The sequence below is a fragment of the Amycolatopsis sp. NPDC051373 genome, from assembly GCF_040689465.1.
Taxonomy (GTDB): domain Bacteria; phylum Actinomycetota; class Actinomycetes; order Mycobacteriales; family Pseudonocardiaceae; genus Amycolatopsis.
Genome location: NZ_JBFBAE010000039.1, coordinates 38,662 through 60,114 on the forward strand (window position 1 = coordinate 38,662; position 21,453 = coordinate 60,114).

A 21,453-nucleotide genomic window follows, 5' to 3' on the forward strand; every position below is an offset into this window, starting at 1 on the left:
TTGATCTCGACGAGGTGCCGGACGGATCCGCGCGGACGGAGTTGGTGCGGTTGGCAGTGGTCGTGGCGCCGGCTGCGGTCCCCCATTTTCCCGAGTTCGGGTTCCTCGCTGGACGGGCCGACGAGCTGGTGTTGTGGCGGTGCGGGTTGCCGACGGCGAAGTTCCGGATGCCGGCGCCGGTGCCGGCCGCGACCTGTGTGTCGAACTCGTCGTTCGAGTCGCTGGTCGAGCTGGTCGAGGTCGACCGCGAGCTGGTGGTGCACATCGAGGGCGATCAGGACACCGACCTGCGCAAGCTGCACACGCCGATCGACATCCGCGTGGCCGGGGAGGACCGACTGGACCTTTCGCCGCTGTACCTCTGGCGCGGTCGTCGAGTTCCACGGGCCGGTGGTGCGCCACTACGACCTGCCCTGGCTCGCGGTGCGGCGCTCGGCTCACCTGATCGAGGGACTGGACATCGCGACCGCAGTGGTTCTGCGCCACGTCGAAACCGGTAGCTGACCAGGCCGAACGTCGACCCGAGCCGGTTCTACGGCGACGACGGCAGGAACTTGACTTGGAGTCAAGTCAGGCTTTAGCTTCAGAGACCGAAACGGCCTTGGAGGAGGAAGACATGGCTTCACCGGCGAAGCTTTCCCACGTCGTCCTGTACAGCAGGCAGGTGCCTGCGATGCGGGACTGGTACGTGAAAACCCTCGATGGCCGGGTGGTGCACGAGACGCCCGGCATGGTGTTCGTGACCTACGACGACGAGCACCACCGCATCGCGGTCGCGGATCCGACGTCGGCGATGCCCGACGAGGACGTTGCGGCGCTGCTGGGCGGCCCGAAAACCGATCTCTCGGCCGAAGAGCTGGCAGCGCTGCCGTTGCACGGCCTGGCCCACGTGGCGTTCACCTACGGCAGCCTGCGGGAGCTGCTCGAGACGTGGGAACGCCTCGACGCCGACGGGGTGCGGCCGCTGCAAGCCGTGAACCACGGGCCGACGACCTCGGTGTACTACGCCGACCCCGACGGCAACCAGATCGAGCTGCAGATCGACAACTTCCCGACCACCGAGGAGGGCACGGCCTTCATGCAGTCCGAAAGCTTCGCGCGCAATCCGTTCGGGGTGGTGTTCGACCCCGCGGCGCTGCTCACCGAGCTGCGCGCCGGGAAGACCGAAGCCGAGCTGACGGTGCCGACGTGGTGAGCGAGGCGCGGTTCGCGTGCGAGGACGTGGTGCGCACGTCGTTCCGGCTCATCGACGAGGGCCACGCGAGCGCGTCGACCGAGTGCTACACCGCCGACGCGACGCTGGTCATGGCCGGCACCAAGGAGATCCGTGCGGAGGGTGAGCAGATCCGCGAGGCCATGCGTCGCCGGGAGCAGGAGGACCGGCCGACGCTGCACGTGGTGTCGCCGTCGTGGTTCGACCTCGACGGCGACCGCGCCGAATGCCGCTGCGACCTGCAGGTGTACGCCCTCGGCGACCCGGCCGCGCCGCCGCACCTGCGGACGGTGAGCCGCGTCCACGACGTCCTGACTCGCGAAGCAGGACGCTGGCGCATCGCCGAGCGCCGCATCACCGTGCTGGCCGGGGCCGGCTGATGCGCCTCTACCGGACGACGCAGGGGCTGGCCCGCGGGGACGGCGAGGAGTTGCTGCTGCTCGACGTGCCGCACCACGACGTCGCCGAGCTGCTGGCGGACAACGCGCAGGACGCCGCCGTGCGAGGGCGGTTGCCGCTCGCGGAAGCCACGTTGCTGACGCCCGTCGCGCGGCCGAAGACGGTGGTGATCGTCGGGGCCAACTACGCCGGGCACATCGCGGAGGCCGCGCTGAAAGTCCCGATCACGCCCGCGTTTTTCCCGATCACGCCGGGGCCGGAGCTGTTCGTCGGGACCGGGAAGCCGATCGTCCTGCCCGCCGAGGCACCGGATCGGGTCGACTACGAAGCCGAGCTGGCCGTCGTCCTCGGGGCACCGGCCGCCGACGTCAAAGCCGAGGACGCCGCTCGCTATATCGCGGGTTTCACCGTCGCCAACGACGTGTCGGCGCGCGACGTCCAGTTCCGCGGGATGCGCGACGGCGCCGTCGTCGACTTGTCACTTCTCCAGCGCGCCAAGGGGTTTCCGACGTTCAAGCCCCTCGGCCCCGCGCTCGTGACGCCGGACGAGCTCGGCGACGACCTCACCGTCACCACCCGGGTGAACGGTTTGCTCAGGCAACAAGGGCGCACGAGTGAGATGCTGTTCCCGGTGGCCGAGCTCGTCGCGGCTGTTTCGGCGAAGATCCCGCTGGCGGCGGGAGACGTCATCCTCACCGGAACGCCCGCCGGCGTCGCACTCGCGTCGGGTGAGTACCTGCGGGCGGGTGACGTCGTCGAGGTGAGTGTCGAAGGGATCGGCAGCCTGCGCAACGAGGTGAGCACAGGAGGCAGCTGACATGAGTTCCGAGAAGCGCACGGCGCCGCCCCGCGGGCAGCGGCGCGCGGCGCTGATCGAGGTGGCCGCCGACCTGTTCGCCCTCAAGCCCTACGACGAGATCTACATCAGCGAGATCGCCGAAGCCGCGGGCGTCGCGCACGGACTGTTGTTCTACCACTTCAAGGACAAGCGCGGCCTGTACCTCGCGGTGCTGGAGCAGGCGCTCGACGAGCTCATCGAGCTGCACCGGCCGCGCGACGACGAGCACACGCGCGAACAACGCATGCGTGGCCTGCTGCGCCGCCACATCGAATACCGGCGCGCGCACGTCCACACCATGCTCGCGTTCATCCGCGCCGGCGGCCAGGACCCGGAGGTGGACGAGCTCTTCGAACGCGCCCGCCGCGCCGGCGCCGAGTTCGTGGTCGACCTGCTGGGCCTCACCACGGAACCGCCGCCGCGCGTTCGCGTCGCGATCCGCGGCATCATGGGCATGCTCGACGAAACCACGCTCGACTGGCTCACCCACGACTGCGACGTCCCCGCCGCCGAACTCGAAAACCTCGTGTACGACGCGGTTGTCGCCATCCTCGTCACGGTGTCGTCGGCGCACCCCGAGCTGGGCGAGGCGGTCGCGGAGCTGCACGCGGCGGCGTGATGCGAGCCGCGGCGGTAAGTTCTCGATGGACCGCACCGGAATCAGGTTAGGGGAAGCATGAAAGCCATCACCGTCCAGGATCGAGCCGCCGGTGTCGGCGGGATGTCTCTTGTGGACCGGCCCCATCCGCACGCCGCCGAGAACGATGTAGTCGTGCGGGTGCACGCGGCCGGCTTCACGCCTGGCGAGCTCGAGTGGCCCGGCACGTGGACCGACCGGGCCGGGCGGGACCGGACGCCGAGCGTGCCCGGGCACGAGCTGTCCGGGGTGGTGGCCGAACTCGGGTACGGCACGACCGGGCTCACAGTGGGACAACGCGTGTTCGGACTCGCGGACTGGACGCGGGACGGGTCGCTCGCCGAGTTCGCGGCCGTGGAGGCGCGCAATCTGGCGCCGCTGCCCGCGGACATCGACTACACGGTGGGTGCGGCGTTGCCGATCTCGGGACTGACGGCGTGGCAGGCGCTGTTCGACCACGGCGGGCTCGAGCCCGGGCAGTCGGTGCTGGTCCACGGCGCGGCAGGGGGCGTCGGGTCGATCGCGGTGCAGCTCGCCCGGGAGGCGGGGGCGACGGTGATCGGGACCGGGCGGGGGCACAACCGTGAGGCGGCCCTCGACCTCGGCGTGCATTCCTTCGTTGACTTGGAGGCCGACCGGCTGGAGGACGTCGGTGAGGTCGACCTGGTGCTGGACGTGTTCGGCGGAGAAATCGGGGACCGTTCGGCCGGGGTCGTCCGCGCCGGTGGGACTTTGGTGACCATCGCGGGGCCGCCGAACGCGTGGCCGCGGGACGGGCGCGCCATCTTCTTCGTGGTCGAAGCCGACCGGGCGCGGCTGGCCGACCTGGCGCAGCGGGTTCGCGACGGGCGGCTGCGGGTGCTGGTCGGGGCCGTTCATCCGCTGGAGGAAGCCGCCGCGGCTCTCGCGCCGGGCCGGCGCAGTCAGGGAAAGACGATCATCCGCACGATCTGAACCGGCGTGAACGCGCGGGATCGAGCGCGTTCACGCCGACTTGCAATCGTTTGCAACCCTACCCAAGAAGCCGTCACGCACTCTGAGCCAGCAACGAATGCGTCCCGAACGTCCGTGAGTGGTACGTCAGCGGAGCCGCCGTGGCCGTCGAAGCGGAGACGACCTGTCCGAAAAGGACGATGTGGTCCCCGCCCTCGACTTCCTGGCTCACCGTGCACGCCAGCCACCCGGGAACACCCGCCAGCCGAGGCAGCTCGTTGTCGTGCTGCCAGTCGACGCCGGCGAACTTCTCCCCCATCTCGAGCTTCTTCGCGAACGAGCGCGCCGTCTCGGCCTGCGCCGCGCCGAGTACGTTCACCCCAAAGCGCCGCGACTTCCGGACCAACCCCAGGAGCCGAGACGTTTTGTCCAGCGACACCAGCACCATCGGCGGATCCATGGAAAGTGACGTGAAGGCGCTGACCGTCGTCCCGTGCGGCGAGCCCTCGTGGAACGCGGTCACCACCGAGACCGGCGTGGCGACTCCGGCCATGACGTCGCGAAAGTCGTTCTGCAACTGCGTGAGCATGCTACCTCCTTGTGGCATGGCTGACGTCGGTCGAAAAAATCCACAATGGACCCGGTGAGGTCACTGGCCGGGTCGGCGAGTGCATCGAGTTCGTCGAAGTGGGTGAAGCCGGGCCGCGGCGAGATGCCGTAGTTCTCGGCCCAGCGCGTGGCCAGCGCCATCGCGACCCCGTGCCCGCCCGCCGAATGTCCGGCGACCGCCGCGCGCTCCTGCCGGACGATCTCGTCGAGCGACACCGCCGGGCACAGTGAATACATCGGAATGTCGAGGAAACACTTCAGGCGGTGACGGGTTTCGGCACTACGGGCGAGGCGCCGGTTCGGCGCGAGGTAGAGCGTTTCGCCGGTCGACGGGACACCCGGCGGCGCACCGAGGTCGAGTGGACCGTCCACAAGACACCATCCCTTCGTCAGAAAACGAATTCCCGTTCCCGCGGGTCGAGGCCGCGTGCGTTGGTGCTCTGGGTGAATTCCGCGAAGTCGGACAGGAACCGGCGAAGCAGGGACCGGACCTCTTCGTCCTTCAGGTTTCCCTCGTCGTCGAACTTCATCTTGCCCAGGCTGACCGCCACTTCCGGCCGGCCCATCAGCATCGCGTCGAAGAACAGCAGGGCACCGCGCAACGCCGACTGGCCGCGCAGCGTGCCGCCGGTGCCGATGCTCGCGCCGACCAAGCCGATCGGCTTGAACCGCAGGCAGTTGAACGGCGGCGGGAACGACAGCCAGTCGAGCAGGTTCTTGAACGCGCCCGGCACGCTGTTGCAGTACTCCGGCGTCGCGAGCACGAGGCCGTCTGCCGCACGCACCTTTTCGGCGATGGCCCGCACCACCGCGGGCGGCTGCCCGTCTTCGGGGAGGTCGACGTTGAGGTTCGGCACCTCGCTCCAGTCGTCGAGGAGATCGAGCGTGACGTCGGCGGGCGCCTCGTCAGCGAGAGCCTTCAGCAGGCCGTGGTTGTAGGAGCCCGAACGAAGGCTTCCGCAAATTCCGAGAAGACGAAGATCTTTGGTCATGAGAATCAGCCGCTCTGATCCAGGACCACGGGACCAGAACGAGCTGGCACGGCCGCGATCGCGTTGACTTCGAAATGAAGACCCCTGGGCACGAGACGGGAAACCTCGACTGTGGTCGAAGTAGGCATCGCGGGGAACAGTTCGCGCATCACGGTCGTGACGATCGCGTTGTCCCGTTCGACATCGGTCAGGAACTTGGTGAGGGAAACTACGTGCTCCAGGCCCGCTCCCGCAAGCGCCAGAACCCGTGTGAGGTAGCGGAAAGGTTTTGTTTCCCTGTCCCGCGACACGGCGTTCTCACCACGCTCGGGACGACGTCTCTCGACGAAGTGCAGTCCCTTGTGGACTCCACTTCACCGGTGTCTACTTCCTCATCCAGCAGCTCGCTCCCCGCATCGCCGACGGCGGCTCGATCGTGAACATCTCCAGTGTGCTCGCGCGATCCGCCGGCGAAGGGTGGTCGATCTACGGGGCGATGAAGGGCGCGGTTGAGGTGCTCACCCGCTACCACACCCAGGAGCTCGGCAAGCGCGGCATTCGCGTCAACGTGGTCGCGCCGGGCCCTGTCGCCACCGGCTTCCTCGACGGCACGATCCGCGACAACGCCGCCGTGCCGGAAATGCTCGGCGGGCAGGCCGCCCTGGGCCGCGTCGCGGGGCGAAATCTCTCGTGAGATTCGCCCCGGCGGTCGCGGTGGTCGGGCGTGGTCAGTGACCTCGTCTGACGTGCTGCACAGCCGCTGTTTCCTCCGGTGGGTCCGGGGTCAGGAGTGAGCCAGGCACGGCGTGGCCGGCGGCGCCGAGTTTGTTCATCTTCTTGGGGACCGTCGCGCCTTGGTAGTCGAGCGGGACGGGGTGGCCGTGGCTGTCCACGGTGCCGAGAGGCTGGTGGATTTCCAGGTAGCCGCCCGAGGGCGAGCGGGTGATGATGCCCGTCTCGATGCCGTGTTCGAGCACTTCCCGGTCCGCGCGTTGCAGGCCCAGGCACACGCGGTAGGTGATGAAGTACGCCAACGGCGGCACGACCAGCACACCGATGCGCCCGGCCCACGTCGTGGCGTTGAGGGAAATGTCGAACTGGTCGGCGATGATGTCGTTGAAGCCGGACAGCTCGATCACCAGGAAGAAACCCAGCCCCATCATGCCCAGCGACGTGCGCACGGGCGCGTCACGCGGGCGTTGCAGGATGTTGTGGTGCGCGGTGTCCTTCGACAGCCGCCGCTCGATCCACGGATAGGACAGCAACAACGTGAACAGGACCCCCACCCCGACCGCCCCGGCGAAGAAGACCGCCGGAACCGTGTAGTCGCCCAAATACAGCTCCCACGCCGGCCAGATCCGCAGCAGGCCGTCGGCCCACGCCAGGTAGAAGTCGGGCTGCGAACCCGCCGAGACCTGCGACGGGTTGTACGGGCCGATGTTCCAAATCGCGTTGATCTGGAACAGCCCGGCCAGCAACGCGATCACACCGGTGACGATCGTGAAGAACGCACCCGCCTTCAGCGCGAACGCCGGGAAGATCCGGATACCGACGACGTTCGTTTCTTTGCGCTTCACCCCGGGGAACTGGGTGTGTTTCTGGTACCACACGATCGCCAGATGCGCGGCGATCAACGCCAGCATGGTCCCCGGGATGATCAGAATGTGCACCGTGTAGAGCCGCGGAATGATCTGGTTCCCGGGGAACTCGCTGCCGAACACCGCCCAGTGGATCCACGTGCCGATCACCGGGACCGACAGGATGATCCCCGACAACGTCGCCCGAATCCCCGTACCCGACAGCAAATCGTCGGGCAGCGAGTAGCCGAAAAAGCCTTCGAACATACCCAGGATCAGCAGCGTCGCACCGATCAGCCACGTCGCCTCCCGCGGCCGGCGGAACGCGCCGGTGAAGAACACCCGGCACATGTGCACCATCATCGCGGCGATGAAGATCAACGCCGCCCAATGGTGCACCTGCCGCACGAACAACCCGCCACGGACCTCCATCGAGATGTCCAGCGTGCTGGCAAACGCCCGCGACATCTCCAGACCCTGCATGTTCGTGTACACACCGTGATAGGCGACCTCCTGCATGGAGGGATCGAAAAACAACGTCAGATAAACACCGCTGAGCAGCAGCACGATGAACGCGTACAGCCCTATCTCGCCCAGCAGGAACGACCAGTGCGTCGGGAACACCTTGTTCATCTGGTGCCGCAGACCCTTGGACACGTGATAGCGGTCATCGACCGCCTTCGCCACCACGCCGGCGGCCTTGAGCGCGCCCGGGTCGGACTTGGTCGGACTGGTCAGTGAGCTCATGTGATCCTCACTCGCCTACGCAGGACGGCCACCGCGAACACGGCGCCCAAAACTTCGACGACGGACAGCACCCCATTTGTGACAACTCCCGGCCCCAACCACGCTCCGAACACGAACGACAACACCATCGAGACGCCGAGCAACACCGCGCCCGACCGCCCGCGCGTGCGGAAGTGCCACCAGATCCCCACCGCCGACAGCCCCAGGATCCCGATGGCCACACCCACCGACGCCACGCTCGGGTGCACCACCGCGCGGGCCACCACGCCGGCGCAGTGCAGCGCGACGATCACCGCCAGCACCCGATCGATCCGCACCACCAGCGGGGGGTCCTTCACCACGGCATGGCCATTCACCCGCCGCGCGACCTCCGGCCCCGGCGTCATCGCTGCTCACCCGGAGTCGTGGTGGCCGAGGGAACCGAGGCCGACTGGACCAGGCCCAGCTGCACGGACTGGCGAGGCGACAGCGCGTCCAGCAGCCAGTCGACCGCCGCGCACAGGCGGTTGCCCGGCAGGGCAAGCAGGTGGTAACCGCGCGTGACGAGCTTCGCGACCCAGCCGGCCAGCGGGATGTGCAGCGGGTTGGCGGCCGCCTGCGCACCACCGAGGTCGACCACGAACCCCAGGTCGTGGTGCTTGTACTCGCGCGCGATGCCGAAGCCGAGGGAGGCGGCGACGTTGCGGCCGGCGAGGGCGCCCTGGCGGGTGGCGGGTTGGGCAGTCATGGCGGTGACCTCGCCGGGGCGGGTGAGGTCGGGGACGGCGGACGCGTCGCCGCAGGCGAAGATGCGGGGGTGGCCGGGGATGGCGAGGGTGGTGTCGACGACGAGGCGCCCGCGTTGCGTCTCGAAGCCGGCGCCGGCGACCAGCGGGTGCGGGCTGACACCGACGCACCAGGCGATGGTGCGCGTCGGCACGAACTCGCCCGAGGTGAGCCAGACACCGTCGTTGGTGCCTCGCGGACGGATGTGCCCGTGAGCACCTCGACGCCACGCTTGCGGAGGACCCGATCCGCGGCCCGGGAAAGCCGCGGATCGAGCTCCGGCAGCACCTGGGGAGCGAGGTCGAGCAGCAGCCAGCGCGTCCGCTGCCCCTCGAGCTCCCGGTGCCGCCGCTGGATGGCTTGGGTGAACAGCGGGCCCTGGGCAGCCACCTCGGTCCCGGTGTAGCCGGCGCCGACCACGACGAACGTGCACCGCGCGTCACGCTCCTCCGGTGAATCGCCGGCGGCGGCCAGCTCAACCTGGCGGATCACGTGGTCGGGGAGGTACCAGGCTTCGGCGACACCGCGGGAACCGTGCGCGTGTTCGGCGACGCCGGGGATCGGCAGGAGTTTGGTGACACTGCCCGCCGCGAGGATCAGGCGGTCGTAACGAAGCTCGTGGACCGCGCCCTCGGGGTCCGTATAGGACAGTCGATCTTTCTCCGGCGCGAGCGCCGTCACCGTGCCGAGAGCCAAACGGACGCCAGGCAAGGCGGCCGGGAGCGACACCGTCACCCGCCGAGGGTCGACGACGACGGCGGCGGCCACTTCCGGGAGCAGCGGCAGGTACAGGAAGTAGTCCGTCTCGTTGACGATCACGATCTCGATCCCCGCCGCCTTGGGCAAAGACCGCCGCAACGCGCGGGCGGCGCGGTAGCCGGCGAACCCGCCGCCGACGATGACGACTCTGGTCGGATCCCCGTCCATGCGTCCTGGCCTTTCTCCACGAGAGCCTGACTCGGGTCAGCCTGCCATCGCGTGCCCGATTTGTAGCTTCAGTCGCCCGACCACACAGGACACTGCGAAATCTGGATGCTCAATATCCAGATTCAAGCCACAAGCTATCGACAACTGCCCTTTGACTCCTCATAACCAGGACACTAAACATCCCGATTAACCGTGTCAAGACGGGCGCGCGAGCCGGACGAACCGGCCCGCGCGCCCGAGAACTCTCAGCCCACCAACGCAGATGGGTGCTGCGCCAACGGCGTCACACTGACACTCATGTACTTGAACAACGGCAGGTTCCACAGCAGGTCGTGCAGCTCGCCGTTGTCCGAGACGTCGAACACACTCAGGTTCGAGTACTCACCCACGACCCGCCACAGATGGACCCACTTCCCCTCCCGCTGCAGCTTCTGGCTGTACGCCTTCTCCGTCGCCAGCAGCTCGTCCCGGAATTCGGGGTCGAGGTCCAGCGGCAACGAGACGTCCATCCGCACCGCGAACAACATGCCGGCCTCAGGCGGGGTCGAGCACGAAGTCGTACCTGACCTCTTCGCCGGCGCCCGACGAAGCCGCAGTCGGTGCGAGGATCAGCGCGTCCTTCACCGCCGTGGCGATGTCGTCGCCGACGTGCTCACCACCGTCGAAGTACAGCTGCGTCGTGATCACCTGGTGCCCCGGCGCGTAAACCTTGATGTGCAGGTGCGCCGGACGCCACGCGTGCCAGCCGGCTGCGGCGATCAACGCGCCCGTCGCGCCGTCGGTCGGGATCTGGTACGGCGCCGGGTGGATCGTGTGGATCGAGAAATTGCCCTCGGCGTCCGTGGTGAAGCGGCCGCGCAGGTTCCACTCCGGGATGCCGGGCGCGAACTGCGAGTACAGACCGTCGTCGTCGGCCTGCCAGAAGTCCACCACCGCACCCGCGAGCGGTTCGCCCGCCACCGAGCGCGCCTGGCCGAAGAAGCGCAAGGGCTGCCCGCCCTCGCCTTCGCGCATCGGCAGGGTGCCTTCCGCGCCGAACTCCGGCGCACCCTCCACGTAGTACGGACCTTCGATGCTCCCGGCGGTCCCCTCGCGGCTGGCGTTCGCCACCTTCTCCACCTCGTGCTCGATGAACACGTCGAGGAACAGCGGCCACTCACCGTCTTCGCCGACCCGGATCAGCCACGCCTTGAAGGCGTTGTACTCGTCGTAGGTCAGCTGGTGCTTGCGGACGACCTCGTGCAGCGCGGCCAGCGCGTCCGTCGCGATCGCGTCCACGCGGGCCGCGTCCGCCGCGGCGGAACCCTTGGCCCGCTCCTGGAAACGCTCGGTCGCCGACGCACCCGAAGCTGCGGCTGTGGGCGAAACGACTTCAGTCATGGCAAATACCTCTCTTCGTGGTGGGAATCAGTCCTGGCGGTAACGCGCGAGCTTTCCGTCGTCCAGCTGGATGCCGATGCCGTGGCCTTGCGGCACGCGCAGCTCGCCGTGCTCGATGCGCAGGGGTTCGGCGAGCAGGTCGTCGGTCATGTCGAGGAAGTTCGACAGCTCACCCGCCCGCCGCGAGGTGAGCTCGAACGCGGCCCCGAACGTCGCCGCGCACAGCGAGCCGATCTGCCCGTCGATCTGGTTGCCGAGCACGACCTCGACGCCGAGCCCGGAACACTGGCTGAGCACCCGCTGCGAGTACGTGAAGCCGGTGCGCGCCGTTTTGATGCTGACGCCGTGGGCCGCGCCGGCCAGCAGCTCGCGCGTGACCTCGCCGGGCCGCGTCGCGCTTTCGTCGGCGTAGAGCGGGATCCGGCTCTGCGTGGCGAGCCACCGGCGACCGAGCACGTCGTCGGCCGGGCACAGCTCCTCGGCGAACAGCAGGCCGACGTCCTCGAGCGCCCGCAACGCGGCGGCCGACTCCGAGGCCGTCCAGCCGCGGTTGCCGTCGATATAGAGCTCGACGTCGTCGCCGAGCCCGGCCCGCAGTGCGCGGCAGACGTCCACGTCGAGGCGGATCGGCTTGCGGCCCACCTTCACCTTGAACGTGGTGATGCCGTGGAGGTCGCGCACGCGCTCGGCCTCGTCCACCATCTCGCCCGGCTGCGCGAACCCGACCATGTGGCACACGCGCATGCGGTCGGTGTAGCCGCCGAGCAGCTCGGTCACGGACACGCCGAGGCTCTGTCCGATGAGGTCCCACAGCGCCATGTCGATCGCGCTCTTCGCGGCCGGGTTCCCCACCGTACGGTCGAGTTTGGCGTGCACGGCCTCACGGGCCAGCGGCGACATCCCCAGCAGCTGAGGCGCGAAAACCGAGTCGATGACGGCCTTGATCGAGCCCTGGGTCTCCCCGTAGGTGAACGGCCGGGGCGGCGCTTCGGCGGTCCCCACCAGACCCTCGTCGGTGTGCACCCGCACGAGGATGTGCGCGGCCGTGTCCACCTCGCCGCTCGCGAACCGCAGGGGTTTGCGGTACGGGATGGCGAACGGGATCGCCTCGATTTCGGTGACTTTCATCGCGATCCTTTCACAGGGGCCGGATCAGCGCCTGATCAGCGGACTGCGCACCACGTGGGTGCCCGCGGCGCGGTCGGCGGAGTCGAAGAAGTCCTCGCGGTAGATGTCCCGGGGGAACAACCGCGCCTTCATCAGCGCCTTCATGGTGTCCGAGACCATGTCCGGGCTGCCGCAGATGTAGGCGACGTTCCCGCCCGCCCGGGGGAAGTCCTCGGCCAGCAGCGCCGGAACCCGTCCGGAGCGGCCGTTCCAGTCGTCGCGCGAGAGCGCCGGCCGGTAGGTGAACCAGTCCGTGCGCGCTTCGAGCTCCTCGAAGTACTCCCGGTCGTACAGATCGTCCTTGGTGGCCACTCCGTGGTACAGCGTGACCTGGTGCTCGCCACCCTCCTCGTCGATGTGGCGGATCATCGCCTTCAGCGGCGCCAGGCCCGTGCCCGAGCCCAGCAGCAGGATCGGCTGCGTCCGAAGTGGACGGAACGAGAACCGGCCGTACGGGCCGGACAGGGTGACCTCGTCGCCGGCCTTCAGGCTGGAGAAGACCCAGCCGTCGGTGGCGACACCGTTTTCGGAGCGCTTCAGGTGCAGCTCGATCAGCGACCCGTTCGACGGCGTGCTGGCGATCGAGTACGGCCGCTGGTGCCCGCCCGGCACGTCGAGCAGCACGTACTGCCCGGGGTTGAACCGCATCGGTTCCTCGAGGGCGAGCACCAGCCGACGGACGTCGGGCGCGATCTCCTCGAGGCTGCCCACCCGGGCGCGGAAGTCGCGCACCGGGTGGACGCCGACGCCCTCGTCCATGTCGACTTCACCCTCGAGCACCACGTCGCCGCGCGGCTGGGCCACGCAGATCAACGCGGCGCCCTCGTCGCGCTCGCTTTCCAGCAACGCGTACGGCGACGCGTCGCCCAGGTCGACCTCACCGTCGAGGATCTGGGCCTTGCAGGTGCCGCACGTGCCGTGGGTGCACGCGTGCGGCAGCCAGATGCCCTCGCGCAGGCACGCGTCGAGCACGGTCTGGTCCTCCCGGCACTGAATCTCGGCGCCGATCGGTTCCACGCGGATGGTGTGCGTCGTCAAGACGAATTCTCCGTTCAGGCGGTGAACTGCAGCAGCGCCTTGTGGCCGATGCCGAGTTCGGTGAGCGGGGCTTCGGCGGAGCCGTCGAGTGGCCGGCCGTTCACCCGCCAGTCGCGCACCGCCGTCGGGTCGAAGTCCGGGTCGGACGCGGCCCAGGGGCCGACGACCGTCTCCACGAACTCGCCGAAGCCCAATGCCTTCGGCACGCGGAAGCAGGCAGCCGAGCAGAACAGCGGGTTGCCTTCCCAATGCACGTAGACGAGCTGGTCGTCGCCGAAGAGCTCGGCGCGGTCGGCCGACGGGAAGTCGTAGTCGTAAAGAGCTTTCACCGCCATGTCAGGCTCCCTGTTCCACGTCGCCGTTGTGCCAGCCGATCCACGACTTGTGGTCGGGCGACCCCTTGTACTCGCCGTTGTCGCCTTCCTGGATCCCGTACCACTCCAGGACTTCAGGCACTGACGGGCCACCGCAGTTGCCCTGGTAGATCTGGTGCACGGGCAGCCACGCCTGCACGAACTTCTCCGGCTCGCGCTCGAAGATCCACTGGCAGCCGTCGCTGCAGGTGTGGAACCGCTCGCCGCGGAACTCGCTGGAGCGGAAGGAAGTCTTGGCCGGGTCGTCCTTTTCGGTGAACACCATGGGGATCTGGCAGACCTGGCACAGCTGCGGCAGGCCCTGGAAGAACATCCGGCCGCCCTCGGCCTCGATGCGGTGGTGCTTCTCCCACACGGGCCGGTAGTGCTGGTCGAACGTCTCCGGGTACTGCTCGGCCAGCCACTTCATGTGCTGCTCGTTCGGCGCCTGTGTGGTGAACGAAGCGGCGAACGAGAAGTTGTGCAGGACCTTGTAAACCTCGTGCGACAGCTTGTCCTTCTCCGCGATCGCGTCCTGCACGTGGCGCGGCGGGCGGATGCCGTAGAACTCCAGGTCCGGGAAGAGGCCGCCGAGCATCTGGTCCTCGAAGTAGAGCTCGAACGCCTCCTTCCAGCTCATCACCGGCTTCGGCAGCATGTAGTCCATCATCCCGGCGACCAGCGCGGACATCCGGTACGCGCGCCAGAACCACTTGTCGATCCAGTCCTGGATGATCGGCACGTTGCCCTCGTCCTGCTCCAGCAGGAACTTGATGGCCTCCAGGCCGAGCGTCATGTGCCGGCTTTCGTCGGACTGCGCCGAGAACCCGAACGACATCGTCGGCATGTCACCGTTGAAGCTCGCGCCACTCATGAACGGCACGAACAGCAGGTTGGTCAGCAGGTACTCGAAGCTGAACGAGATCGAGATCAGGAACTCGAACGGCCCGGCCGTCATGGCGTCGTCGAACAGCGACTTCGGCACCGACAGGTACCACACGCGGTCGTGCATCTTGGACCAGCTGTGGAAGCCGCCGTAGTACTTGTTGTAGTTGCTGATGGTGTGGATCTGCGTCTGGCAGTGGCGCAGCTCGTCCACGCTCTGGCACAGCGCGGCGAACCGCGGCGCCGGGCCTTCGAGGTAGCGCCCGAGGTAAGCGAAGTGCCGGTGCGCGGCGTACTCCAGCGGCGTCACGCCCTGGATGAACAGCTTGATCGCGTTGAGGTAGCTGGCGTCCGCGAGGCCCAGGTGGCCCTGGCTCTGCGCGAACCCGTCGAGCACGGCGTAGAGCCGCTTGTCCTTTTCGGCCTGGTACTTGTAGTACGCGTCCACGGTGAGGCGGAACGGGTCTTCCCAGCCGTCCCAGTCGTGGACCTTGATGCCCTCGTAGCTGGTGTAGGGGAACAGCTGTTCCTTGGTGACGTAGCTGGGATCCCAGTCCAGGTCACGGGTCAGCAGCGCGTAGCGCTCCTTGAGCGGCAGCTTGCGGCGCGGTGCGGTCTGAGTCATGTCCTAGTGCTCCCACTTCACGATGATCCGGTCGTCGTCCCACTCGGAGAGGTTCCCGGCGAACGAGACGATGGCCAGCTGGAACTCGCCGGTCTCCCATTCGCGCCCGAGCTCGCGTTCCACCGACTCCCGGTTGATCACGATCTGGCCCGCGGCCTGGATCTTCACCAGACCCGGCAGGTGGCGGACGGTCAGCTCCGGGTTGTCGGCCCGGATGGCGGCGACGAGGCCGCGGTTCTCTTCGGATTCCTGGATGTCGATGCCGACCTGGCGCAGGGTGTCGCTCACGCCGTACCTCCAGTGACCTGGGCCCAGCGCTGTTCGGCGGCGGCTGTGGTGCGCGCGAGCGCGGCGACCGTGCCGGCGTCGGGCAGCTGGTGGTCGACGACGCGCGCCAGCTCCGTGGCCGCCTCGTGCGCGAGCGGGTTCCACGTCGCGACGATGCGGGACAGGTGCTCGCGGTTGTCCGCGCCGTGTTCCTCGTCGGCGGCCCACGCCTTGATCAGCGCGTCGAGCCACTTGCGCTGGTCCTTGAACCAGGTGTGCAGGTACTGCGTGAACAGGCTGTACGCGCCGGCGCCGCTGGTGAGCGCGATCTCGTCGAGCTCGCGGTAGAGCACCGGGTAGATCAGCGAGTCGACGAGGTCGACCGCGACCAGGCCCTCGGCCCAGTCGGGCGTGACCATGGCTTCTTCGGTGAACCGGCGCAGCGGCTGCAGGTGCTCGCTGTCCAGCCACTCGCGCTTGGCGACCTGCAGCAGGTCACCGGTGCCCGCGCCCAGCGCGATGCCGACGCGCGAGAGCATCTGCGCGTTGCCGATGCGGTCGAACGCCGCGTAGGTGCAGCACTGCTCCAGCGAGGTACCGTACGCGAACCGCGCACCGCCGACGCTCACCATCTGCGCGCCGGATTCGTAGTGGCGCAAAGGAAGGATGGCCGTGGTGAGCACCGTCCGCCACGCCGTGGGCAGCTTCGCCAGCAGCTCGCGCTCTTCGAGGTACGCCATCTGCTTGGTGAACTCGTCGTGCAGGTTCGCCCGGTTGGTGACGTAGGGCGTGTAGTAGAACTGGCGCGGATCCGTGTAGCTGTAAGGATCCGTGAGCTTCAGCGCGGTGTAGTCCGCGTCGTAGAGCTCACGGTGCTGGTCCCACGTGGGCCGGTAGTGGAAGTTCTCGCGCGGTTCGACGTCGAGCGTCGCCTCGAGGTAGCGGCTGGCCGGCTGGTCGCCGAACCGGTCGATCACGTTCTGGTAGGTCTGCCTCTTCGGCTCGATGACCTGATACCGCAGTTCGTATTGCATCAGTCCTCTTCCAGGTCAGTGGTGGGCGGGGAGGGGGTCCAGCCTCAGCAGGCTCAGCAGCAGCGCCCGGAGCTCCTCGTCGCCGGCCAGGCGCCGCGGGACCTCGTCGGCTTCACCGGCGATCACGAGCTGCACGGTCGCTTCCCGGCCGGACATCGCGGTGCGGATGCGCGCGCTGCGGTCGGAAAAGCCCACGGTGAAGGCGAGTTCGCCGTCGTTGCTGTCGTCGACGAGGCTGAACACCGGCCCGTGCTCGCGGAGGATCGCGTTGGCTTCGCACACCAGCTGCTCGGCGAGGGAACGGATGATCACCTGCTCGTCGGTGGCCACGGCCACCGATCTCGGGGCGGCCGGTTCGGTGGCCGGCACGGGGGCTTCCTCCCCGTCCAGCAACGACTGGACAGCCAGCATGAACGGGGTCACGGCTCCTCCTTGAGTCCGGAAAACCTCGACCAGGGAACACCTGGCATTTCACGATTGTTTCCGACGGATTCGGAAATGAGAAATACTTACAACTTCCCGATCGATAGATGCGGTTTATCAATCGCGCTGGCTCAGCGCGGGCCGCCGAGCAGCGAGTGGGCGCGCGAGAGCACCTTGGCGACGTGCGGCGAGAGGTCGTCGGCACGCGTCGCGGCGGCCAGCTGGACCTCACGGGTCGTGCCCGCCAGCGGCCGGTACTGCGAGCCGGTGATCTGCAGGTGCCGCACCGACGCGGGCACCAGGGCGACGCCCAGCCCACCCGCGACGAACGAGACCAAAGTGGACGTCTCGCCGACTTCCTGCACCACGGACGGCACGAACCCGGCCTGCTGGCACGCGTCGAACACGGCGTCGTAGACCACCGAACGGTGCCGCGACGGATAGCAGATGAACGGCTCGTCGCGCAGGTCCGCGAGCCGCACCGTGTCACGGTCGGTGAGCGGGTGACTGGCGGGCAGCACCGCGATCAGCGGCTCACGGCGCAGGACCTGCACGACCAGCCCCGGCTCCCGGACGGGCGGGCGGAGGAAACCGATGTCGAGGGTCTCCTCCACCAGCGCCGTCACCTGGTCGGGGGTGAGCATCTCGCCCTTGAGGTCCAGCTCGATGCCCGGGAAGTCGCGGCGCAGCACCCGCGCGAGCGAGGGCAGCAGCTCGTAGGTGGCCGAGCCGGTGAAGCCGATGGCCACCCGGCCGACGTCACCCCGGGCGACCCGGCCGGCCTCGACGCTCGCGGCGTCCACCGAGGCCAGCACGGCGCGCGCCCGGTCGAGGTACCGCTGCCCGGCGGGCGTGAGCTGCACCTTGCGCGTGGTGCGCGTCAGCAGTTCGACGCCGAGCTCGGCCTCGAGCTGCTTGATCTGGTGAGACAACGCGGGCTGGGCGATGTGCAGCCGGTCGGCGGCGCGGCCGAAGTGGCACTCCTCGGCGACGGCGACGAAGTACCGCAGGTGCCGCAGCTCCATCCGGACCTCACCTCCGACCGACCTCGGCTCACACCGCGAGCGACTCCACTGTTCCAGCCGGCTCGTACTCCGGCCAGGCCGCGTACGGACCGGCCTGGTTCAGCAATTCTGCCGGGTCGTCGACCGGAGGGTAGATCCACTGCTCGTTGATCGTGTGCTTGAGGTCCTTCGCGATGTGCTCGGTCATCTGCACCTCACGGTCCCAGCCCGACGTGACGACCGCGCCCGCCGGCCCCAGTGAGAGGCAGGTGACATACGGCGCCGGCTCGAACCGGACCAGGGCCTCGTCCAGCAGGTCCGCGGCGACGTTGTGCCCCGCGAACTTCCCCTGGGGAAGGGCGTGCTGGCAGCTCTGCATCACCACGCGGCCCTCGGCCGGCGACAGCGCGGCGGCCGTGTCACCGGCCGCGTACACGTCGGGGACACCGCGAACGCGCAGGAACTCGTCCACGTCCAGGCGGCCGAGGTGGTCCTTCTCCGCCGCGATGAACGACGTGAGCGGGCTGGCCGTCATGCCGGCCGTCCACACGACCGTCGACGTCGGGATCACCGTGCCGTCGGACAGGCGCACCTTGTCGTGGGCGAGCTCCTTTAGGCTGACGCCGAGCCGGACCTCGACGCCGAGGTCGGCCAAGGCCTTCTCGATCGCCGGCCGCGGGCCCTCGCCCAGCTCCGGCCCGACGGCGTCGAGCCGCTCCACGAGCACGACGCGGACGTCGTCGGCCAGCTCCTTCAGCCGTCCGACGAGCTCCGTCGCGATCTCCAACCCGGTGAACCCGGCGCCGACGACCACGGCCGTGAACCTGCCTGCCCCGGCTTCGCGGTCCGGCAGCCGGCGCAGGTGCGAGTCGAGCGTGGCCGCACCGGCGAGGGTGTCGATGTCGAAGAGGTGCTCGGCGCCGGGCAGGGCGGGCCGCACGACCTGGCTGCCCGAGGCGAGCACGAGTCGGTCGTAGTCCAGCGTGGCGGTGGTCCCGTCGCGGCGGACCGCGGAGACCGTGCGCGCGTCGGTGTCGATGCCGACGACAGTGCCGGCGACGCGGCGCACGCCGATCGGGCCGAGCACCCGGTCGAGCGGAACGCGCATGCGGTCGGGATCCGCCTCGTAGAGCCGCGGCCGGATCACCATGTCGTCACCGGCGTTCACCACGGTGACCTGAAGGTCCTTTTCGGACAGTCCGCGTTCCTGGCGGAGCTTCACCGCGCTCGCGGCGCTCCACACCCCGGCGAAGCCACCGCCTACGATCAGGATCCTTGACATCCGGATTCTCCTCCTGCACGACACTGTGTCGACCACCGTCGGTCAGCGGTCGGTGACGTCGAACGATACGAATCTGGATATATACTGTCAAGGTTCCACGTGCCCGAACACCGACTGATACACGGGAACGACAGATCCATACCTTCGCCGTCCGAATGTCGCCGGGCCACCCCGGCGTCCCACTGATCCGGACGTCACCCGCGCGAACCTTCCAGGAGGCTCGGCATGAAACTGACCACGATCCGCACGAGCGGCGGCACGCGCGCGGCGCGGGCCGAAGACGACGGCACGCTCGTCGAACTGCCGTACCCGGACGTCGGTGCGCTGCTTCTTGATCCACAATGGCCGGTCGCCGCGGCCGGCCGGGCGCACGAGGCGATGTTCTGCGACCGGGCGCCACTGTTGGCGCGCCCGGGGAAGGTGGTCCGGGTCGACCTGGGCCGGCGGTCTTTCCACGTGACCCGGCCGGAGTCGCTCGCCGGGCCGCGAGACGCGATCGTGCTGTCTCGAGAATCCGTGGCCGCCACGTGGAAGGCCGAGCCGGCGGTGGTCATGGGGCGACTCGGCACCATCGCGGGATTCTCGATCCTGAACGAGGTCACCGTGCCGTGGCTGTCACTCGGCCCGGCGCTGGTGACTCCCGACGAGCTGCCGGGAGGTCTGCGACCCCGGCTCGCCCTGCACAGCTTCGTCGACGGCCGGCCGGTACAGAAGACCGACACCGCAGATCTGGACTTCGTCGCGTTGGTCCACCGCGTTTCGCAACACGTGCGGCTCGAGCCGGGTGACGTCGTCGCGGCGGGGTGCGAGGAGGTTCCGCTGTTGCTGAGCGAAGGTTCCGTCCTCGAAACGGAGATCGACGAGATCGGTTTCCACGAGAACGTCCTGGCGCGGGTTATGTGAGCGTCGCCGTCGCCCGGAAGGTGCCGAGGCGGTCGGCGATGCGGTGGCTGATGGCGAGGCCGGCCTCGGTGACGTTGCGCGCGGCCTCCGCGACGGCTTTGCGCGTGAACGTCTCGCTCAACCCGGCGATGGAGACCGCGCCCACCGGGGTGCCGGTGAGGTCGGTGATCGCGGCGGCGACCGATGTGGTGCCGCGCTGGAACGAGTGGCTGACGACGAACCCGTCGCGCCTCGCCGTCGTCAGCACGGCATTCAGCTCGGTGAGATCGGGCGCGGGCAACCGTTCCGCTTCACAGGTCAGCGAGACGAGCCGCTCCACCACCTCCGGCTCCAGCGCGCTGAGCGCGGCCTTGCCGCAGCCCGTGCGGTGCGCGGGCGCGCGAAGGCCGACGCGGTTGCGCATCGGCCGTGGCTCCCGGCCGGTGATGCGGTCGAGGTACACGACCCAGCCATCGACGAACTGCGCGAGGTGCGTTTCCTGGCAGGTGCGCAACGGCAGCCGCCGCAGCAGCCCTTCCGACGCGGTGGCCAGGCCGGTGCGGTCGATCACCTGGCCGCCGAGCCCGACCAGCGCGGACCCGAGCCGGTACCCGCGGCGCGGCACCTGTTCGAGCATCCCGGCCTGGCACAGGGCCAGGCACAACGAGTGCGTGGTGCTGCGCGGAAGCTGCGTGCGTTCGGCGAGCTGCCGCACGCTGAGTGTCGGCTGACCGGGGCTGAACGCGTTGAGCACGACCATCGCCTTCGCGACGGACGCGTTCCCTTTCGACGCGACGACCATGGCGTGCCTCCGTTCGACCCGATGCGGAAAATACGCCTCCCCGGCCGGATCGGCGATCCGGTGTCCGGCTGTACCGGACGCGAGAATTGCGCTTGCGGTGCAGAAAAAGGAGTCCGGTCAGGCCGGACGCTTCGGCTGTGTTCCGCCGTTGCGGCCTCTAGCGTGCCGAGGATGTCCAGCGTGTTCCGGATGTCCCCCGAGAGGAGCGCCCGCGTGCCTGGTGCGATGCCGGAAGACCGGTTGCGAGCCACCGGTCTGACCCTGCCCGCGCTGCGGCCGGTCGCGGGCAACTACGTCGGCGCATACCAGGAAGGCTCCCTCGTCTACCTGGCCGGGCAAGGCTCCGAGGGCTGGCTCGGTCGGGTCGGCGAGACCCTCACGGCCGAAGACGGCTACGCGGCGGCGCGTGAGTGCATGCTGCACTTGCTGGCTCAGCTGCGTCAGACGCTGGGCAGCCTCGACCGGGTGCGCGGCATCGCGAGGGTCGTCGGCTACGTCTCGTGCGCCGACGATTTCACCGGCGTGGCGCAGGTCCTCAACGGTGCGTCCGACCTGCTGGTCGAGGTCTTCGGCGACGCCGGGCGCCATCCCCGCTCGGTCGTCGGCGCGAAGGCGCTGCCCAAGGGCATCGCCGTCGAAGTGGACCTGATCGCTGTCGTGGAGCCCGCCGGCCGCTGACCGGCGGGCCCACGCGG

Annotated in this window: 27 protein-coding genes and 1 pseudogene; 9 read left to right on the forward strand and 19 right to left on the reverse strand. The window is 68.7% G+C overall.

Features of this window, described 5'->3' with window-relative positions:
• Positions 1-50 precede the first annotated feature (50 nt).
• From AB0383_RS45050 to AB0383_RS45075, 6 genes are all read left to right on the forward strand, one after another.
• Complete coding sequence (locus tag AB0383_RS45050; protein ID WP_366190539.1) at positions 51-500, forward strand: hypothetical protein; 450 nt, start codon at positions 51-53, stop codon at positions 498-500.
• Positions 501-616: 116 nt separating this feature from the next.
• On the forward strand, positions 617-1,195 hold the full coding sequence (locus AB0383_RS45055) for a VOC family protein (protein WP_364182177.1): 579 nt from the start codon (positions 617-619) through the stop codon (positions 1,193-1,195).
• Entirely contained in the window at positions 1,192-1,593 is a 402-nt protein-coding gene (locus tag AB0383_RS45060) for a nuclear transport factor 2 family protein (protein ID WP_366190542.1), read from the forward strand. Before AB0383_RS45055 ends, AB0383_RS45060 begins: the two co-directional genes overlap by 4 nt.
• Positions 1,593-2,429 carry a fumarylacetoacetate hydrolase family protein gene (locus tag AB0383_RS45065; RefSeq protein WP_366190544.1) on the forward strand — a complete coding sequence of 279 codons (837 nt, stop codon included), beginning with the start codon at positions 1,593-1,595 and terminating at the stop codon, positions 2,427-2,429. Before AB0383_RS45060 ends, AB0383_RS45065 begins: the two co-directional genes overlap by 1 nt.
• Before the next feature lies 1 nt (position 2,430).
• Positions 2,431-3,069 carry a TetR/AcrR family transcriptional regulator gene (locus tag AB0383_RS45070; RefSeq protein ID WP_366190546.1) on the forward strand — a complete coding sequence of 213 codons (639 nt, stop codon included), beginning with the start codon at positions 2,431-2,433 and terminating at the stop codon, positions 3,067-3,069.
• Positions 3,070-3,126: 57 nt separating this feature from the next.
• Positions 3,127-4,041, forward strand: coding sequence for an NADP-dependent oxidoreductase (locus tag AB0383_RS45075; RefSeq protein WP_366190548.1), 915 nt, complete (start codon positions 3,127-3,129; stop codon positions 4,039-4,041).
• Between the two features lie 73 nt (positions 4,042-4,114).
• On the opposite strand, the gene AB0383_RS45080 is transcribed toward AB0383_RS45075, so the two are convergent.
• Genes AB0383_RS45080 through AB0383_RS45095 form a run of 4 tightly spaced genes read right to left on the reverse strand, consistent with a single transcriptional unit; the run spans position 4,115 to position 5,911 of the window.
• The gene (locus AB0383_RS45080) at positions 4,115-4,609 is read right to left on the reverse strand and encodes a flavin reductase family protein (RefSeq protein WP_366190550.1); all 495 of its coding nucleotides are present in this window, start codon (positions 4,607-4,609) and stop codon (positions 4,115-4,117) included.
• Positions 4,540-5,001 (reverse strand): hypothetical protein, encoded by a 462-nt coding sequence (locus AB0383_RS45085; RefSeq protein WP_364182194.1) that lies wholly within the window; start codon positions 4,999-5,001, stop codon positions 4,540-4,542. Before AB0383_RS45085 ends, AB0383_RS45080 begins: the two co-directional genes overlap by 70 nt.
• A gap of 17 nt (positions 5,002-5,018) precedes the next feature.
• Positions 5,019-5,621, reverse strand: a complete 603-nt coding sequence (locus AB0383_RS45090; RefSeq protein ID WP_364182197.1) for an NADPH-dependent FMN reductase — start codon at positions 5,619-5,621, stop codon at positions 5,019-5,021.
• 5 nt (positions 5,622-5,626) lie between these two features.
• A complete protein-coding gene (locus tag AB0383_RS45095) occupies positions 5,627-5,911 on the reverse strand; it encodes a Rid family hydrolase (protein ID WP_366190553.1) in 285 nt (94 codons plus the stop codon).
• Between AB0383_RS45095 and AB0383_RS45100 the strand changes: the two genes are divergently transcribed.
• On the forward strand, positions 5,890-6,294 hold the full coding sequence (locus AB0383_RS45100) for an SDR family oxidoreductase (protein ID WP_366190555.1): 405 nt from the start codon (positions 5,890-5,892) through the stop codon (positions 6,292-6,294). The two genes, AB0383_RS45095 and AB0383_RS45100, sit on opposite strands and share 22 nt — an antisense overlap.
• A gap of 34 nt (positions 6,295-6,328) precedes the next feature.
• Here the strand turns inward: AB0383_RS45100 and AB0383_RS45105 are convergent, their stop codons facing one another.
• From AB0383_RS45105 to AB0383_RS45170, 14 genes and pseudogenes are all read right to left on the reverse strand, one after another.
• Positions 6,329-7,924 (reverse strand): cytochrome bc complex cytochrome b subunit, encoded by a 1,596-nt coding sequence (locus tag AB0383_RS45105; protein WP_366190557.1) that lies wholly within the window; start codon positions 7,922-7,924, stop codon positions 6,329-6,331.
• Positions 7,921-8,310: a hypothetical protein gene (locus tag AB0383_RS45110; protein WP_364182208.1), complete on the reverse strand. Its 390-nt coding sequence runs from the start codon at positions 8,308-8,310 to the stop codon at positions 7,921-7,923. Before AB0383_RS45110 ends, AB0383_RS45105 begins: the two co-directional genes overlap by 4 nt.
• A pseudogene (locus tag AB0383_RS45115) lies at positions 8,307-9,616 on the reverse strand (FAD-dependent oxidoreductase). The gene AB0383_RS45110 and the pseudogene AB0383_RS45115 overlap by 4 nt, the downstream one beginning before the upstream one ends.
• 245 nt (positions 9,617-9,861) lie before the next feature.
• Entirely contained in the window at positions 9,862-10,143 is a 282-nt protein-coding gene (catC, locus tag AB0383_RS45120) for a muconolactone Delta-isomerase (RefSeq protein WP_364182213.1), read from the reverse strand.
• 7 nt (positions 10,144-10,150) lie between these two features.
• Entirely contained in the window at positions 10,151-10,996 is an 846-nt protein-coding gene (gene catA, locus AB0383_RS45125) for a catechol 1,2-dioxygenase (protein ID WP_220244467.1), read from the reverse strand.
• 27 nt (positions 10,997-11,023) lie between these two features.
• Positions 11,024-12,124 (reverse strand): enolase C-terminal domain-like protein, encoded by a 1,101-nt coding sequence (locus AB0383_RS45130; RefSeq protein WP_364182218.1) that lies wholly within the window; start codon positions 12,122-12,124, stop codon positions 11,024-11,026.
• A gap of 24 nt (positions 12,125-12,148) precedes the next feature.
• The gene (locus tag AB0383_RS45135) at positions 12,149-13,201 is read right to left on the reverse strand and encodes a 2Fe-2S iron-sulfur cluster-binding protein (RefSeq protein ID WP_366190561.1); all 1,053 of its coding nucleotides are present in this window, start codon (positions 13,199-13,201) and stop codon (positions 12,149-12,151) included.
• Between the two features lie 14 nt (positions 13,202-13,215).
• Positions 13,216-13,536, reverse strand: coding sequence for a phenol hydroxylase subunit P4 (locus AB0383_RS45140; RefSeq protein WP_220244470.1), 321 nt, complete (start codon positions 13,534-13,536; stop codon positions 13,216-13,218).
• Between the two features lies 1 nt (position 13,537).
• Positions 13,538-15,064, reverse strand: coding sequence for a YHS domain-containing protein (locus AB0383_RS45145; RefSeq protein ID WP_364182225.1), 1,527 nt, complete (start codon positions 15,062-15,064; stop codon positions 13,538-13,540).
• Positions 15,065-15,067: 3 nt separating this feature from the next.
• The gene (locus AB0383_RS45150; RefSeq protein ID WP_220244472.1) at positions 15,068-15,352 is read right to left on the reverse strand and encodes an MmoB/DmpM family protein; all 285 of its coding nucleotides are present in this window, start codon (positions 15,350-15,352) and stop codon (positions 15,068-15,070) included.
• The gene (locus AB0383_RS45155; RefSeq protein ID WP_366190564.1) at positions 15,349-16,365 is read right to left on the reverse strand and encodes a phenol 2-monooxygenase; all 1,017 of its coding nucleotides are present in this window, start codon (positions 16,363-16,365) and stop codon (positions 15,349-15,351) included. The genes AB0383_RS45150 and AB0383_RS45155 overlap by 4 nt, the downstream gene beginning before the upstream one ends.
• A 15-nt stretch (positions 16,366-16,380) precedes the next feature.
• Complete coding sequence (locus AB0383_RS45160; protein WP_220244474.1) at positions 16,381-16,788, reverse strand: hypothetical protein; 408 nt, start codon at positions 16,786-16,788, stop codon at positions 16,381-16,383.
• A gap of 131 nt (positions 16,789-16,919) precedes the next feature.
• The gene (locus AB0383_RS45165; protein WP_354874937.1) at positions 16,920-17,813 is read right to left on the reverse strand and encodes a LysR family transcriptional regulator; all 894 of its coding nucleotides are present in this window, start codon (positions 17,811-17,813) and stop codon (positions 16,920-16,922) included.
• Positions 17,814-17,841: 28 nt separating this feature from the next.
• Positions 17,842-19,074 (reverse strand): FAD-dependent oxidoreductase, encoded by a 1,233-nt coding sequence (locus AB0383_RS45170; protein WP_364182234.1) that lies wholly within the window; start codon positions 19,072-19,074, stop codon positions 17,842-17,844.
• A 225-nt stretch (positions 19,075-19,299) separates the two neighbouring features.
• Here AB0383_RS45170 and AB0383_RS45175 point away from each other — a divergent pair, with 225 nt between their 5' ends.
• A complete protein-coding gene (locus AB0383_RS45175; protein ID WP_364182237.1) occupies positions 19,300-19,977 on the forward strand; it encodes a fumarylacetoacetate hydrolase family protein in 678 nt (225 codons plus the stop codon).
• Here the strand turns inward: AB0383_RS45175 and AB0383_RS45180 are convergent.
• Positions 19,970-20,758 (reverse strand): IclR family transcriptional regulator, encoded by a 789-nt coding sequence (locus tag AB0383_RS45180; RefSeq protein ID WP_366190568.1) that lies wholly within the window; start codon positions 20,756-20,758, stop codon positions 19,970-19,972. The genes AB0383_RS45175 and AB0383_RS45180 overlap by 8 nt on opposite strands.
• A 171-nt stretch (positions 20,759-20,929) precedes the next feature.
• Between AB0383_RS45180 and AB0383_RS45185 the strand changes: the two genes are divergently transcribed.
• Positions 20,930-21,436 (forward strand): RidA family protein, encoded by a 507-nt coding sequence (locus AB0383_RS45185; protein ID WP_366190570.1) that lies wholly within the window; start codon positions 20,930-20,932, stop codon positions 21,434-21,436.
• Positions 21,437-21,453: the final 17 nt, after the last annotated feature.

Bases quoted from the DNA above. Each gene is read 5' to 3' on its own strand.
- AB0383_RS45055 (WP_364182177.1), top strand. From the start codon at position 617: ATGGCTTCACCGGCGAAGCTTTCCCACGTCGTCCTGTACAGCAGGCAG.
- AB0383_RS45065 (WP_366190544.1), top strand. From the start codon at position 1,593: ATGCGCCTCTACCGGACGACGCAGGGGCTGGCCCGCGGGGACGGCGAG.
- AB0383_RS45070 (WP_366190546.1), top strand. From the start codon at position 2,431: ATGAGTTCCGAGAAGCGCACGGCGCCGCCCCGCGGGCAGCGGCGCGCG.
- AB0383_RS45075 (WP_366190548.1), top strand. From the start codon at position 3,127: ATGAAAGCCATCACCGTCCAGGATCGAGCCGCCGGTGTCGGCGGGATG.
- AB0383_RS45080 (WP_366190550.1), bottom strand. From the start codon at position 4,609: ATGCTCACGCAGTTGCAGAACGACTTTCGCGACGTCATGGCCGGAGTC.
- AB0383_RS45090 (WP_364182197.1), bottom strand. From the start codon at position 5,621: ATGACCAAAGATCTTCGTCTTCTCGGAATTTGCGGAAGCCTTCGTTCG.
- AB0383_RS45105 (WP_366190557.1), bottom strand. From the start codon at position 7,924: ATGAGCTCACTGACCAGTCCGACCAAGTCCGACCCGGGCGCGCTCAAG.
- AB0383_RS45110 (WP_364182208.1), bottom strand. From the start codon at position 8,310: ATGACGCCGGGGCCGGAGGTCGCGCGGCGGGTGAATGGCCATGCCGTG.
- catC (WP_364182213.1), bottom strand. From the start codon at position 10,143: ATGTTGTTCGCGGTGCGGATGGACGTCTCGTTGCCGCTGGACCTCGAC.
- catA (WP_220244467.1), bottom strand. From the start codon at position 10,996: ATGACTGAAGTCGTTTCGCCCACAGCCGCAGCTTCGGGTGCGTCGGCG.
- AB0383_RS45130 (WP_364182218.1), bottom strand. From the start codon at position 12,124: ATGAAAGTCACCGAAATCGAGGCGATCCCGTTCGCCATCCCGTACCGC.
- AB0383_RS45140 (WP_220244470.1), bottom strand. From the start codon at position 13,536: ATGGCGGTGAAAGCTCTTTACGACTACGACTTCCCGTCGGCCGACCGC.
- AB0383_RS45145 (WP_364182225.1), bottom strand. From the start codon at position 15,064: ATGACTCAGACCGCACCGCGCCGCAAGCTGCCGCTCAAGGAGCGCTAC.
- AB0383_RS45155 (WP_366190564.1), bottom strand. From the start codon at position 16,365: ATGCAATACGAACTGCGGTATCAGGTCATCGAGCCGAAGAGGCAGACC.
- AB0383_RS45165 (WP_354874937.1), bottom strand. From the start codon at position 17,813: ATGGAGCTGCGGCACCTGCGGTACTTCGTCGCCGTCGCCGAGGAGTGC.
- AB0383_RS45170 (WP_364182234.1), bottom strand. From the start codon at position 19,074: ATGTCAAGGATCCTGATCGTAGGCGGTGGCTTCGCCGGGGTGTGGAGC.
- AB0383_RS45175 (WP_364182237.1), top strand. From the start codon at position 19,300: ATGAAACTGACCACGATCCGCACGAGCGGCGGCACGCGCGCGGCGCGG.
- AB0383_RS45180 (WP_366190568.1), bottom strand. From the start codon at position 20,758: ATGGTCGTCGCGTCGAAAGGGAACGCGTCCGTCGCGAAGGCGATGGTC.
- AB0383_RS45185 (WP_366190570.1), top strand. From the start codon at position 20,930: ATGTCCAGCGTGTTCCGGATGTCCCCCGAGAGGAGCGCCCGCGTGCCT.